Source organism: Rhizobium sp. 42MFCr.1 (genome assembly GCF_000377185.1).
Classification (GTDB): domain Bacteria; phylum Pseudomonadota; class Alphaproteobacteria; order Rhizobiales; family Rhizobiaceae; genus Rhizobium; species Rhizobium altiplani.
In genome coordinates this window covers 52,193-65,320 of the sequence record NZ_KB897821.1, presented here as the reverse complement: position 1 = coordinate 65,320, position 13,128 = coordinate 52,193, and the positions used below count along the sequence as shown (strand labels likewise).

Annotated in this window: 15 protein-coding genes; 10 read left to right on the top strand and 5 right to left on the bottom strand. The window is 62.2% G+C overall.

The window, feature by feature from the left end:
- Nucleotides 1-14: 14 nt before the first annotated feature.
- The 4 genes from C934_RS0105830 to hemC form a co-directional block, all read right to left on the bottom strand.
- On the bottom strand, nt 15-1,607 hold the full coding sequence (locus C934_RS0105830; protein ID WP_018855767.1) for a heme biosynthesis protein HemY: 1,593 nt from the start codon (nt 1,605-1,607) through the stop codon (nt 15-17).
- A 3-nt stretch (nt 1,608-1,610) separates the two neighbouring features.
- Nucleotides 1,611-2,837: a COG4223 family protein gene (locus C934_RS0105825; protein WP_018855766.1), complete on the bottom strand. Its 1,227-nt coding sequence runs from the start codon at nt 2,835-2,837 to the stop codon at nt 1,611-1,613.
- 89 nt (nt 2,838-2,926) lie between these two features.
- A complete protein-coding gene (locus C934_RS0105820) occupies nt 2,927-3,628 on the bottom strand; it encodes a uroporphyrinogen-III synthase (protein WP_018855765.1) in 702 nt (233 codons plus the stop codon).
- A gap of 7 nt (nt 3,629-3,635) precedes the next feature.
- Entirely contained in the window at nt 3,636-4,565 is a 930-nt protein-coding gene (gene hemC / locus C934_RS0105815) for a hydroxymethylbilane synthase (RefSeq protein WP_018855764.1), read from the bottom strand.
- A 73-nt stretch (nt 4,566-4,638) separates the two neighbouring features.
- On the opposite strand from hemC, the gene tsaD reads away from it, so the two are divergent.
- The 5 genes from tsaD to C934_RS0105790 are packed head-to-tail and all read left to right on the top strand — an operon-like array spanning nt 4,639 to nt 8,109.
- Nucleotides 4,639-5,736, top strand: a complete 1,098-nt coding sequence (gene tsaD / locus C934_RS0105810; protein ID WP_018855763.1) for a tRNA (adenosine(37)-N6)-threonylcarbamoyltransferase complex transferase subunit TsaD — start codon at nt 4,639-4,641, stop codon at nt 5,734-5,736.
- Nucleotides 5,733-6,716: an NAD(P)H-dependent glycerol-3-phosphate dehydrogenase gene (locus C934_RS0105805; protein WP_018855762.1), complete on the top strand. Its 984-nt coding sequence runs from the start codon at nt 5,733-5,735 to the stop codon at nt 6,714-6,716. The genes tsaD and C934_RS0105805 overlap by 4 nt, the downstream gene beginning before the upstream one ends.
- Nucleotides 6,717-6,726: 10 nt before the next feature.
- On the top strand, nt 6,727-7,020 hold the full coding sequence (locus tag C934_RS0105800; RefSeq protein ID WP_018855761.1) for a YciI-like protein: 294 nt from the start codon (nt 6,727-6,729) through the stop codon (nt 7,018-7,020).
- Nucleotides 7,021-7,022: 2 nt separating this feature from the next.
- Nucleotides 7,023-7,454 carry an EVE domain-containing protein gene (locus C934_RS0105795; protein ID WP_018855760.1) on the top strand — a complete coding sequence of 144 codons (432 nt, stop codon included), beginning with the start codon at nt 7,023-7,025 and terminating at the stop codon, nt 7,452-7,454.
- A gap of 7 nt (nt 7,455-7,461) precedes the next feature.
- Entirely contained in the window at nt 7,462-8,109 is a 648-nt protein-coding gene (locus tag C934_RS0105790; RefSeq protein WP_026371593.1) for a class I SAM-dependent methyltransferase, read from the top strand.
- Here C934_RS0105790 and C934_RS0105785 read toward each other — a convergent pair.
- Complete coding sequence (locus tag C934_RS0105785; RefSeq protein ID WP_018855758.1) at nt 8,099-8,623, bottom strand: hypothetical protein; 525 nt, start codon at nt 8,621-8,623, stop codon at nt 8,099-8,101. The two genes, C934_RS0105790 and C934_RS0105785, sit on opposite strands and share 11 nt — an antisense overlap.
- A 312-nt stretch (nt 8,624-8,935) precedes the next feature.
- Between C934_RS0105785 and sdhC the strand changes: the two genes are divergently transcribed.
- From sdhC to C934_RS0105760, 5 genes are all read left to right on the top strand, one after another.
- The gene (gene sdhC, locus C934_RS0105780) at nt 8,936-9,331 is read left to right on the top strand and encodes a succinate dehydrogenase, cytochrome b556 subunit (protein WP_018855757.1); all 396 of its coding nucleotides are present in this window, start codon (nt 8,936-8,938) and stop codon (nt 9,329-9,331) included.
- Nucleotides 9,332-9,342: 11 nt separating this feature from the next.
- Nucleotides 9,343-9,723, top strand: coding sequence for a succinate dehydrogenase, hydrophobic membrane anchor protein (gene sdhD / locus C934_RS0105775; RefSeq protein ID WP_018855756.1), 381 nt, complete (start codon nt 9,343-9,345; stop codon nt 9,721-9,723).
- Nucleotides 9,724-9,730: 7 nt separating this feature from the next.
- On the top strand, nt 9,731-11,572 hold the full coding sequence (gene sdhA / locus C934_RS0105770; protein WP_018855755.1) for a succinate dehydrogenase flavoprotein subunit: 1,842 nt from the start codon (nt 9,731-9,733) through the stop codon (nt 11,570-11,572).
- Nucleotides 11,573-11,584: 12 nt separating this feature from the next.
- Nucleotides 11,585-12,364 carry a succinate dehydrogenase iron-sulfur subunit gene (locus tag C934_RS0105765; protein ID WP_018855754.1) on the top strand — a complete coding sequence of 260 codons (780 nt, stop codon included), beginning with the start codon at nt 11,585-11,587 and terminating at the stop codon, nt 12,362-12,364.
- Between the two features lie 223 nt (nt 12,365-12,587).
- A complete protein-coding gene (locus C934_RS0105760) occupies nt 12,588-13,097 on the top strand; it encodes a protease inhibitor Inh/omp19 family protein (RefSeq protein ID WP_026371592.1) in 510 nt (169 codons plus the stop codon).
- The last annotated feature ends 31 nt before the right edge of the window (nt 13,098-13,128 follow it).

The window sequence follows — 13,128 nt, the reverse complement described above, 5'->3', positions numbered from 1 at the left end:
TAGATCCTGTTTGTCTAGAAAAGGCGAAGCCGTGTCTTGGGTTCTGGCTCCGCCGCTGGATTGCGAACGCCGGGATCGTCCGGCAGGCCGCCAAAGAAGGGGCGCGGTTCGGGTGAAGTTGCAGCTTCCGCCGCCTGCTTGCTTGATGCCGGCGGTTTCGGCGATGGACGCGCCGCCTCAGCGATCGTGGCAGCCCGCTCGAGTTCGATGATGCGGTGATCGCTGGCCGGGCCTTCGGAGCGAGCTTCGCGCACCGGCGGCAGCGTTTTCAGGGCGCGGTCTATGGAGATCGTCTTGCTTTCATCGGCAACATTATCCACATGGTCGAACGGTGCCTTCCAGACGAAGGCATCCAGCCGACCGGTAATAGGCGAAAGCGGCAACCATTTGTCGGAAACGTAACCATCGGCGACCCATGCCGGGTCGCGCGGCGCCTTGAGGGCTTGGGCAAGCCAGTGGCGAACGCGGCCCTGATCACCCGTTTCGGCTTCTTCGATGTCCGCGAGCAGCAGGAAGGTTGCTTCGCGCGGCTCAATCCGGGCGGCAGCCTCCGCCTTGGTGCGGGCCTTGGCGAAATCCTGCGTGTCGAGGGCAGCCTGCGCCACGAGAAGCAGGGATTCGACGTTGTTCGGCCGTATCCCCTCCAGTCGCTCGGCGCGCTTCAGGCGATCAGCGGCAGAATCGCCGCTGCGGGCGCGAACATAGGTGCGGCCGATGTCCGGGTGCGGGGCCGATTTCCATGCCTGTTCGAGGATGGATGCCGCCTTGCGCAGCTTGTCTTCGCGGAACAGCGCCTTCGCGGCGACAATCGCGGCAGGCTCGAAGTCGGCGGCGAGCTTCAGGGCATGCGTGGCGTCGTCGCGTGCTCCCGCCGGATCGTTCTCGAGCTTCTCGGTGGCGCGGGCGGTAAGCAGAACCGCGCGAAGCCGATCCGCCTCAGCCTTTTCGATGACGCGGCCAGCCCTTTGTTGTTCCAGCAGTCGCATCGCATCATCCCAGCGACCCGCCTGGCTGCGATACTCAAGCGTTGCCTGTGCTGCCCAAGGCAGATAGGGCGCGTTGTCCGCGGCCTTTTCCGCATATTGACGCGCCGCCTCATTGGCGCCGAGCCGCTTGGCTTCCAGATACAGTCCGCGCAGCCCGAGCTCGCGGGTCTCGGGATCATTGGTCATCGCCTCGAACTTGGCGCGCGCTTCGTCGTGGCGACCTTCGATCAGCGCCGCCTGCGCCTCAAGGAGGGCGATCAGCGGCTCCTGATCGGCGCGGAGCAATCCTTGCGAACGGGCGGCCATCTTGCGCGCCATCAGCGCATTGCCGGCACCAGCCGCGATCAGGCCAGTCGACAGAGCCTGATAACCGCGGTCGCGCTTGCGGGCACGGAAATAGCGAGTGACGGAGTAGGGCGACGTCCAGAGTGTGCGCAGCAGCCACCACGCGGCCATCACGGCCGCGATGAGCGCGATCAGGGCACTTGCCGCCACGACCAGCCGGGTCTGGTAAAGCTGCCCTTCCCAGACCAGCGAAAGATCGCCCGGGCGATCTGCCAGCCAGGAAAATCCGTAGCCGAGTGCGAGGACGACGAGGGCAAATATGACGAGCCTGACCATGCCTCAGCCCTCCTTGCCGGCGCTGGAGACCGCGTTGGACAGGGCGCTGCCCACAAGATCCTCGACGCGGATGCGGGCTTCCAGCGATTGCTTGAAGGCGGCGGAGGCCTGTTTTGCCTGAGCAGGCAGATCGGCCCATTCGGACGCGGCGCCCTGCAGGTCGCCGTTCTTCACCTTGTCTTCCATGCGCGCGGCAATTGCCTCGACGCTCTCACCCTCAATATTGCCGACGGGGCGGATCGTTACCAGCGACTTGGCGCTTGCCATCAACCGGTCGGACCAAGTCTGGTCGGGAGCGGCCTGATTGACGGAACCGACGATGGCGGTTGCAACATCCGGGACCTGGCGGATCAGTTCGGCGCGCGAGGGAACGCCGGTTTCGGCGAAGTTGCGCAGATCTGCAACGGCCGGATCGTCAGGAGAGACGCCGGCAAAGGTGTCGAGCTCGGCGACGAACGGTCCGCCGCGATCGATCGCCGCCTTCAAAGCGGCGGCCGCGATGGCCTTAGCGACGGCAACGTCGCGCCGCGGCTCGTTCAGCCTCTTCTCGATTTCGGCCAGGTGTTGCGTGATATCGGCGCCGTCGGCGGCTTTTTGTTCCGTTGTCTGGGAGACCGCGGCCCGCAGCTGGTCGATCTGGCCGGTCAGGTCGGCGATCTTCTGATTGAAAGCATCGACCGCAGCCGTGTCGGCAGCAGCCGGCGGGGTCTTGGCCGTCACTTCCAGCGCAGCAATACGCTGTTCCAGCGCGCCGTTATCTGGCGTGGAGGGGGCAGCGGCGAGATTGGCGACCGATTGCTTGAGCCCGTCGATTTCAGCCGAGAGATTGGAGACATCGGCAGGGGGTGAAGCAGGCGCGGACGAGCCGGGCAGTAACCCGGCATATTGAATGGCTCCGGCGCCGACAAGTGCGATCAGACCGCCGACAATGCCGGCGGCGATCAGGCCCGATGTGCTGTTGCGCGGGAAGGTGGGCGGTGCTGGCGGTGCCGGCTCGCTCGTTTCGGGTGCGGGTTCGGCTGCAGCCTTTGGCGCTTCGTCAGGCGATGGCTCGTCGGTCAATTCAGGCTGCGCTTGAGGCTCATCCACGGCACCGGGTTTCGGCACATCGGCCGGTTCCTCGGCTTTCGTCTCGGCATCCTTGGCAGAAGCAAATTCCTGCTTATCCAGATCGATAGTGACCGGCTTCTCGGTGCTCTTCGAGTGGCGAGGCGGATTTCCTGGTGCCATGAGACCCTCTTAATTATGCAATGCAACGAAACTAGTCAGTGATGCCAGACAAGGAAAGAGGTTAGACGAAATTTGGGCACGCAGCGCGTTCAAAGGAGCGACAAAAGGCTGCGCTCCTCCGGCATCGCCGCGATGCTCACAGCGCCCCGCAGCGACGCGGGGACCATCTCTGCAACGGATTTGCTGAGGCAGAGAAGACGTATTCCGTCTACCCGATCGGGTCGCATCTGCGGCTCAGCGACACGGAAGAAGTCTTCTGCTGTCTGGCGCGAGAAAAACAGGATCGCATCCGGCCGCTGCTCAAAGATTGTGTCCAGCACTTGCGGCGCGATCGGTGTCGGCTCCATCCGGTAGCACTCCGCGACGGTAATCCGCAGGCCGATCTCGCTTGCACGCTTCTCGAAGGTCTCCGCTCTCGGCGATCCCGCCAGATAGAGAACGGAGCCCGCTTTTTTCGCAATCGTCTCAGCAAGCTCGGCGCCGCTGCCGCCCGATGCCGTGACGGAGCTAAAGCCGATCGCCCGCGCTTCCTCAGCCGTCGCATCACCGACCGCAAAGAGGGGGCGAGCGAGGTGAACGGCCAGCTCGGCGTCATGGGCTGTGAGCGCCCGGATCGTTTCGGCACTGGTGATCGCGATGCTGCCCTTGCTCGTGCTCAAGCCGCGCAACGCCGCGTTGGCGTCGTGAACCGGATGCGACAGGGGCAGCAGTATCGGTTCGTGTCCTAGCTCGCGAAGACGCTTGGCGGTGCGCTCGCCCGAATGCTGAGGACGGGTCACGAGCACGCGCATTAGGACATCAGCTCCAGTCGTCGAAGAAACTGCTGCCGGCGCGGGCGCGGATCTCCTGCCCTGCGCGGGTGCCCAAAGCGGCCGCATCGCGCCTGTGGCCATCGACGCTGATGGCATGCTGGTTGCGGCCATCAGGTGTGATGATCAAGCCGGAGAAGCGGACCTGGTCGCCTTCGCAGACGGCGTAACCGCCGATCGGCGTGCGGCAGGAGCCGTCCAAGGCGGCAAGGAAGGCCCTTTCACAGGAAACCGCGTCGAAGGTCGCGGCATCGTTGATGGGCGCAAGCAGGCTATCGATGCGGGTGTCGCCGATGCGGCTTTCAATGCAGATGGCGCCCTGTGCCGGCGCAGGCGGAAAGGTTTCAGCAGGGAGGATATCGGTTATCACCTCGACCTTGCCGAGCCGCTTCAAGCCGGCAAGCGCAAGCAGCGTGGCGTCGACCTGGCCTTCTTGCAGCTTTCTAAGCCGCGTATCGACGAGGCCACGAAAGGTGATGACGTTGATGTCTGGACGCATGCGGCGGATAAGCGCCTGACGGCGAAGCGAAGAGGAGCCGACCGTCGCGCCGTGGGGCAGGTCCATCAGTTTTGGCGCAGTGCGTCCGATCACCGCGTCCCGGACATCCTCGCGCGGCAGAAAGGCCGAAAGACAGAGCCCCTCCGGAAGCTGTGTCGGCATGTCCTTGGCGGAATGCACGGCAATGTCGAGGTCGCCGCTCGCAAGTTGCTGCTCCAGCTCTTCGGTGAAAAGTCCCTTGCCGCCGATCTGGGCCAGCGAACGGTCGGTGATGCGATCGCCCTTGGTGCTCAGTACGACGATTTCGAACATTGCTTCGGGCAGTCCATGCGCCGCCATCAGCCTGTCACGTGCCTCGTGAGCCTGGGCAAGCGCCAGCGGGCTGCCTCGAGTACCGATCCGGAAAGGTTTTGTTTGCATCCGCATTGATCCGTTGTTACCGGAGTTCCTCGTAAACAGGTTTAAGATCCATCGCAATCAACGATCAGGTTTCATGGCGCCCTTTCTGCGTATTCTCGGCATCGAAACAAGCTGCGACGAAACCGCCGCGGCTGTGGTCGAGCGAGCCGTCGACGGGCAGCCGACGGTGCGTTCGGACGTCGTCTTGAGCCAGCTCGAGGAGCACAGCGCCTATGGCGGCGTTGTGCCGGAGATTGCGGCCCGCGCCCATGTCGAGGCACTCGATACGCTGATCGACGAAGCCTTGAAACGCGCCAATGTGTCGCTCTCCGATATCGATGCCATCGCGGCAACCTCGGGGCCTGGCCTGATCGGCGGTCTGCTTGTCGGCCTCATGACCGGAAAGGCAATCGCCAAGGCGTCCGGAAAACCGCTCTATGCCGTCAACCATCTCGAAGGGCACGCATTGACGGCGCGGCTGACGGATGGGCTCGCATTTCCCTATCTGATGCTGCTCGTTTCCGGCGGCCATACGCAGCTTATTCTTGTCCGGGGTGTCGGGCAATACGAGCGCTGGGGCACGACGATCGACGACGCCCTCGGCGAAGCTTTCGACAAGACGGCGAAGTTGCTGAGCCTGCCGTATCCAGGCGGACCGGCGGTCGAGCGCGCGGCCAAGAGCGGTGACCCGGACCGCTTCAACTTTCCGCGCCCTCTGGTTGGCGAGGCGAAACTGAATTTCTCGTTTTCCGGCCTGAAGACGGCCGTACGCCAGGCCGCAACCGAAATCGCGCCATTGACGGAGCAGGATGTCGCGGACATCTGTGCCTCATTCCAGAAGGCGATCTCGCGAACGCTGAAGGATCGTATTGGCCGGGGTCTGGAGCGCTTCAAGGCCGAGTTTCCGCAGGTCGACGGCGGACCGGCCCTTGTGGTTGCTGGCGGGGTCGCTGCCAATCTGGAGGTTCGCAGCACCCTGCAGTCGCTTTGCGACAAGCATGGCTTTCGCTTTGTCGCGCCGCCGCTCAGATTGTGCACCGATAACGCCGTGATGATCGCCTGGGCGGGTCTGGAGCGCATGGCGACAGGCGTCGAGCCGGATGATCTCGACGTGCAGCCGCGTTCGCGCTGGCCGCTGGATTCCAACGCCGAAACGCTGCTTGGCTTTGGCAAACGGGGAGCGAAAGCATGAGCGAGAAGATCGCCGTTATCGGAGCTGGTGCTTTTGGAACCGCGCTTGCCGCGGTGATCGCGCTCACCGAGCGCAATGCGGTGACGCTCGTCGGCCGAGATCCTGAGCTGATCGCGGACTTGAAGGCTGAGCATTTGCATGACGCTGTCTTGCCAGGCATCGCCTTGCCGGAGTCGCTCGCCTTCTCTGCCGAGCCGGCCGCGATCAGCGACGCCGACATCGTCCTCTTCGCGATGCCCTCACAGGCGCAGGCGGATGCGGCAAGACAATACCGCCCCTATCTCCAGAACAATGCGATCGTCGTGACCTGTGCAAAGGGCATTGAGCGGACAACCGGCAATCTGCTGACCGACATGCTGGAGCGCGAAATACCGGGCCACCCTATCGCCGTGCTATCGGGGCCGGGATTTGCCGCCGATATCGCCAAGGGCTTGCCGACTGCCATGGCGATCGCCGCTGCGGATATCGATGTTGCCGAAAGGCTGGCGCATGCGATCTCTGGCCGAACATTCCGGCTTTATGCCTCGTCAGACCGGATCGGCGTCCAGCTCGGCGGAGCGCTGAAGAACGTTCTGGCGATCGCCTGCGGCATTGTCGAAGGCGCCGGTATCGGAGACTCTGCGCGGGCGGCGCTGATTGCGCGCGGGCTTGCCGAGATGTCGCGTTTTGTCGTCGCCAAAGGCGGGCAGGCGGACACGGTGCGCGGGTTGTCCGGCCTTGGCGACCTGGTGCTGACGGCAACCAGCCATCAATCTCGTAACCTGCGCTTCGGCATTGCCCTTGGTCGCGGCGAGACCGTCGATCCCACTCATGGCGAACTCGTAGAGGGCGCCTTTGCGGCGGCTGTTGCGTCGCGCCTTGCGCAGTCGCTCAATGTCAGCATGCCGATTACCGATGCCGTATCCGCTATCATCGAAGGCAAGCTCGGAATTGCCGAGGCCATCGATCAGCTCATGACGCGTCCGATTACGACTGAATAGGAGTTCCGATATGCTTTTTGCCCTCCTCTGCAAGGATAAGCCCGATCACCTCAACGTCCGCATGGAAGCGCGGCCCGCCCATGTGGAACATCTCAACAAGCTCAATGCCGAGGGTGTGTTGAAGATGGCTGGCCCGTTTCTCGACGCTGATGGCAAGCCCTGCGGCAGCCTGGTCATCATTCATGCCGATACGATCGAAGCGGCGAAGGCGCTGTCGGACAGCGACCCCTACGCCAAGGCCGGCCTTTTTGAGAGCGTCGACATCAAGCCCTTCAATTGGGTCTTCAACAATCCGGAGGCTTGAGCGTGGCGCATTGGCTCTACAAATCAGAACCCGCTTCCTGGTCGTGGGAGCAGCAGAAGGCGGCCGGCGAGAAGGGCACCGAATGGACCGGTGTCCGCAACTATCTCGCCCGCAACAACATGCGGGCGATGCAGCTTGGCGATAAGGGTTTCTTCTACCACTCCAACGAAGGTCTCGAGATCGTCGGTATCGTCGAGGTCTGCGCTCTGTCTCACCCGGACTCGACAGCAGCCGGCGATGACCGCTGGGACTGCGTCGACATTCGCGCCGTCTGCGATATCCGCAAGCCGGTTTCGCTGAAGGACATCAAGGCCAACGAGAAGTTTGCCAAGATGTCGCTCGTCACTTCCATGCGGCTTTCGGTCCAGCCGGTAACGGACGAAGAGTATCTCGAGATTTGCCGGCTGGGTGGCCTCGACAATCCGCCGCGGTGAGCCGCCGTTGAAAACCGAACCCGAGGTCTTCATCCGCGCGAATACCAGTCCAATGGCGCCGCCGCATGTGCCCGAAATTCGGCTGCATCTGGCGGACGAAGCCCACGAGCTATGGCTAAAGACGGAAGAGGAGCTTGCGGAAATCGGCCTGCCGCCGCCTTTCTGGGCATTCGCCTGGGCGGGCGGCCAAGGGCTGGCACGCTACGTACTCGACCATCCTGATATCGTTGCCGGCAAATGCGTCCTCGACTTTGCCACGGGTTCCGGCCTTGTTGCGATTGCGGCAAAGCTCGCGGGAGCGGCGAAGGTCAATGCCGCCGACATCGACCCCTGGACCGAAACCGCTGTGTGGCTGAACGCCGAACTGAACAAGGCAGATATCGATTTTATCGGTGCCGATCTGATCGGCCGCAACGTCGAGGCTGACATTCTGCTCGCCGGCGACGTCTTCTACGACGCCGGCTTTGCGGCCGCGATCGTTCCATGGTTCAATATGCTCAGTCGCCAAGGCATCGCCATCTTCGTCGGGGATCCGGGACGCAGCTATCTTCCCAAGGAGAACCTGGAATTCTGCGCAGTCTACGAGGTTCCGGTTACCCGGGCGCTTGAAGACAGCGAGGTGAAGAAAACGACCGTTTGGCGCTTCACGGCCTGATAACGCAGACGCCGGCCTCGTAGGAGCAGCTGCTGCTCTTTGTGGTCACGTTGATCACCTTGGCCATTGGCGCAAGGGTAATGGTTCTTTGCTGGGCACCGACGCTATAGCCGCTCGCTGTGACGTAAGTCCCGCCGTCGGCGTCATACACGTAGGACGATCCCGAATAGGTGCCGCTTACGCCTGTGCCTGTCGGCGACTGAACGAGGACGATGACGTTGCGTCCGCCATAGCCGCGATAACCACTATTGCCGCGATACGGGAATGACGCAGGCTTGATTAGGGGCGTCCGACCGAAGCGATGGCCGAACCGTTTGGAACCATCCGAGAATCGGATGCGTCCGTCGTTCCATCCAAAAAAAGGCCGACCGACGATCGTGGGTGCGTGATGCCTGAAGAATCCCTTACCACCGTGGCGAGAGAATGAACCCCTCCCAAAATCGTCCGCCGACATCGGCAGTGCGATCAAAACAGCGGCGACAAGTGAAACGAGCGCGGACATAGACTTCAGCATCGCGCGGATCTCCGAAAATGAAATGCTTAACAAAGCGTTAACTGCAAAATGCGCCAAAAGCCGCCGATTGTCCAGAAGACGTCTGGCCATGCCGTTTGCGCCAAGCGCGGGCCAGGCCGTCAAGCGCAGTTCGCGCCACCCAGAGACGCAAATCGATTAAATTAAATTGGGGGTGCAATTATACTTGTCGTTAGGGGCTTACGTGATTAAACGTCGCCATTGATGCGACGCACACAAAGAAATTTGTCATTCGTGTGATCGCCTTGAATGCTCCCTGATGGAGGAGCGCAGAGAAGACGCCGCGAGGTTCTGATGGCGAATGTGACAAATAACCGGCCCCTGTCGCCGCATTTGCAAATTTACAAACCAATCCCCACCATGGTCATGTCGATCGTTCACCGTATTACCGGTGGCGCGCTTTACGTCGGTACGCTGCTGGTCGCCTGGTGGCTGATCGCCGCCGCGACTGGCCAAGCCTACTATGACTGGGTCAACTGGATCCTCGGAAGCGTCGTCGGCAAGCTCATGCTGCTTGGCTACACCTGGGCGCTTCTGCACCACATGGTTGGCGGTTTCCGTCACTTCGTCTGGGATCTCGGTTACGGCTTCGACAAGGAAGTCTCGACCAAGATGGCTCAAGCTTCGATCGTCATATCGCTCTGTCTGACCGTGCTGGTCTGGGTGATCGGCTTCCTTATTCGCTTCTGAAGGTTGTTCTCATGGATATGCGCACCCCCCTGGGTAAGGTTCGCGGCCTTGGCTCGGCCAAGGAAGGAACTGATCATTTCTGGCGCCAGCGCGTCACGGCGGTTGCCAACGTGCCGCTTTTTCTCTTCTTCATCATCTTCATGATCATTCACGCCGGCGAGCCTTATGCCGATGTGGTTCACGCCCTGTCCAACCCGCTTGTTGCGGTCGTAATGGGTCTGATGGTCGTTTCCGGCGTCATTCATATGCGGCTCGGCATGCAGGTCATCATCGAGGACTACGTTCATGGCGAATTCGCCAAGATCGCCCTGCTGATGCTGAACACGTTCTTTTCGATCCTGATGGCGGGGCTCTGTCTCTTCGCCATTCTGAAAATTGCATTCGTAGGATAACCGTATCATGGCACCGACTTCACCCGCTCAGAATGGGAAGGCCTACAAATACGTCGATCACTCATACGATGTGATCGTCGTCGGCGCCGGCGGCGCCGGTCTTCGCGCCACGCTTGGCATGGCCGAACAGGGTTTCCGCACCGCCTGCATCACCAAGGTATTCCCGACCCGCTCGCACACGGTCGCTGCCCAGGGCGGCATCGCCGCCTCGCTGCAGAATATGACGCCCGACAGCTGGCAGTGGCACCTCTACGACACCGTCAAGGGCTCCGACTGGCTCGGCGATGTCGACGCCATGCAGTATCTCACCATGGAAGCGCCGAAGGCGGTCTATGAGCTTGAGCATTACGGCGTTCCCTTCTCACGCAACGAGGAAGGCAAGATCTACCAGCGGCCGTTCGGCGGCCACATGCAGAACTTCGGCGAAGGCCCGCCGGTGCAGCGCACCTGCGCCGTTGCCGACCGTACCGGCCACGCGATCCTGCACACGCTCTATGGTCAGTCGCTGCGCAACAACGCCGAGTTCTTCATCGAGTATTTCGCGCTCGACCTGATCATGTCGGATGACGGCAGCCGCTGCACCGGCGTCGTCGCCTGGTGCCTCGATGACGGCACCATTCATCGCTTCGCCGCCAAGATGGTGGTGCTGGCGACCGGCGGTTATGGCCGCGCCTACTTCTCGGCAACCTCTGCCCATACCTGCACCGGCGACGGCGGCGGTATGGTGGCCCGCGCCGGTCTGCCGCTGCAGGACATGGAATTCGTACAGTTCCACCCGACCGGCATTTACGGTTCGGGCTGTCTCATCACCGAGGGCGCGCGCGGCGAAGGCGGCTACCTCGTCAACTCCGAGGGCGAGCGCTTTATGGAACGCTATGCCCCTTCGGCGAAGGACCTTGCCTCGCGCGACGTCGTTTCGCGCTGCATGACGCTTGAGATCCGCGAAGGTCGCGGCGTCGGCAAGAACAAGGACCACATCTTCCTGCATCTCGACCATCTCGATCCGGCCGTTCTGCACGAGCGCCTGCCGGGCATTTCCGAGAGCGCCAAGATCTTCGCCGGCGTCGACGTGACGCGCGAGCCGATCCCGGTCCTGCCGACTGTCCACTACAACATGGGCGGTATTCCGACGAACTACTGGGGCGAAGTGCTGAATGCCGACAGCTCCAATCCGGAGCGCATCATCCCCGGCCTGATGGCCGTGGGCGAAGCCGGTTGCGCCTCGGTGCACGGCGCCAATCGTCTCGGCTCCAACTCGCTGATCGACCTCGTGGTCTTCGGCCGCGCCGCTGCGATCCGCGCCGGCGAGGTCATCGATCGCGGCGCGCCGATCCCGCATCTCAACGTCGCCGCCTGCGACAAGATCATGGATCGCTTCGACAGCCTGCGCAATGCCAGCGGCGGCACGCCGACGGCGGTGCTGCGCGAGAAGATGCAGCGCGCCATGCAGGAAGACGCCGCCGTGTTCCGTACGCAGGAATCGCTGGAGTCGGGCTGCAAGCGCATCTCGGCCATCTGGCAGGAAATGCGCGACATCAAGGTCACCGACCGTTCGATGATCTGGAACTCCGACCTCGTGGAAACCCTCGAGCTGCAGAACCTGATGGCCAACGCCATCACGACGATCTACGGCGCCGAGGCTCGCAAGGAGAGCCGTGGTTCGCACGCACGCGAAGACTACACGGAAGGCGCTTTTGCCGGCCGTGACGACGTCAACTGGCGCAAGCACACACTTGCCTGGGTCAACGAGTCAGGCGACGTCAAGCTCGACTACCGCCCGGTTCACACCGAGCTCATCGCAGAGGGCATCGATCCCAAGAAGATCGCGCCCAAGGCTCGCGTGTACTAAAAGGAACCGGACATGGTTGAACTCGCTCTTCCCAAGAACTCCCAGATCCGCGAAGGCAAGGTATGGCCGAAGCCAGCGGGCGCGAAGAACACTCGCGAATTCCGCGTCTACCGCTGGAGCCCGGATGACGGACAGAACCCGTCGATCGACACCTTCTATATCGATGTCGACGATTGCGGTCCGATGGTGCTCGACGGTCTGCTCTACATCAAGAACAAAATCGACCCGACGCTGACGCTGCGCCGTTCCTGTCGTGAGGGCATCTGCGGCTCCTGCGCGATGAACATCGACGGCACGAATACGCTCGCCTGCACCAAGGGTCTCGACGACATCAAGGGCGCGGTGAAGATCTATCCGCTGCCGCATCTGCCTGTCGTCAAGGACCTGGTCCCGGATCTCACCAACTTCTATGCCCAGCACCGCTCGATCGAGCCATGGCTGAAGACGGTTTCGCCGACGCCGGCCAAGGAATGGAAGCAGAGCCATGAGGACCGCCAGAAGCTCGACGGCCTCTACGAGTGCATTCTCTGCGCTTGCTGCTCGACTTCCTGTCCGAGCTACTGGTGGAACGGCGACCGCTACCTCGGTCCGGCCGTTCTCCTGCAGGCTTACCGCTGGCTGATCGACAGCCGCGACGAAGCGACCGGCGAGCGTCTCGACAATCTCGAGGATCCGTTCCGTCTCTATCGCTGCCACACGATCATGAACTGCGCGCAGACCTGCCCGAAGGGCCTGAACCCCGCCAAGGCAATCGCCGAAATCAAGAAGATGATGGTCGAGCGTCGTGTTTGATCAATCCAGCAAAAGGGCCGCGGATGCGGCCCTTTTCTTTATCCGCTCGCGAAGCCTTAATCTGTCCGGGATTGCACCAAATTTGTCTCGGCGTTACGGCGTTGCTCCCACATCGACACAATTTCTCCTCGCGCTGGCTTGATTCAGTACAGCCTTTCAAGATAATTCCGCCGTGATTGCGCGGCAACTTCAGGGCAATACTGGAAAAATCAGGAGTATGATGATGCAGTTCAGACATATGGCGACAGGTCTCGTGGTTATTCTGTCGTTAGCTGGCTGCCAGCGCACCGCCTATGACAATGCAAGCTTTAGCCAGCCGGCGCCGCTGACGGCCCAGCCGGTTCCTTCGGTTCAGGGCGGACAGCTTCCGCCGCCTTCCGGTGCTTCCCAATTCCCGGCCGCTCCAACGGCCACGGCGCCAGTCGCCGGCGGCCAGCCCGGCGCGATGGCTGCGAATGCGATGGATGTCACGAAGGAATCGATGGTCGGCAGCTGGCGCGTCAACGGCTCCTGCGACATGTTCCTGACGCTCACCAATCTCGGCAGCGGCTCGCGTGGCGGTACGCGCGGCTGCGTCGGCGAACTGACGGCGATGGGCTCCTGGGAAGTTTCAGGCAAGCAGGTTATCCTGAAGGACCGCAGCGGCAACCAGATCGGCAGCGTCTACAAGACCGCCGACAACGCTTTCAGCGGCCAGACCAATACCGGTCAGCCGATCAGCCTCAGCCGTTAAAAGATCCGGCGGCGAAGGCCGCCGATCCTGC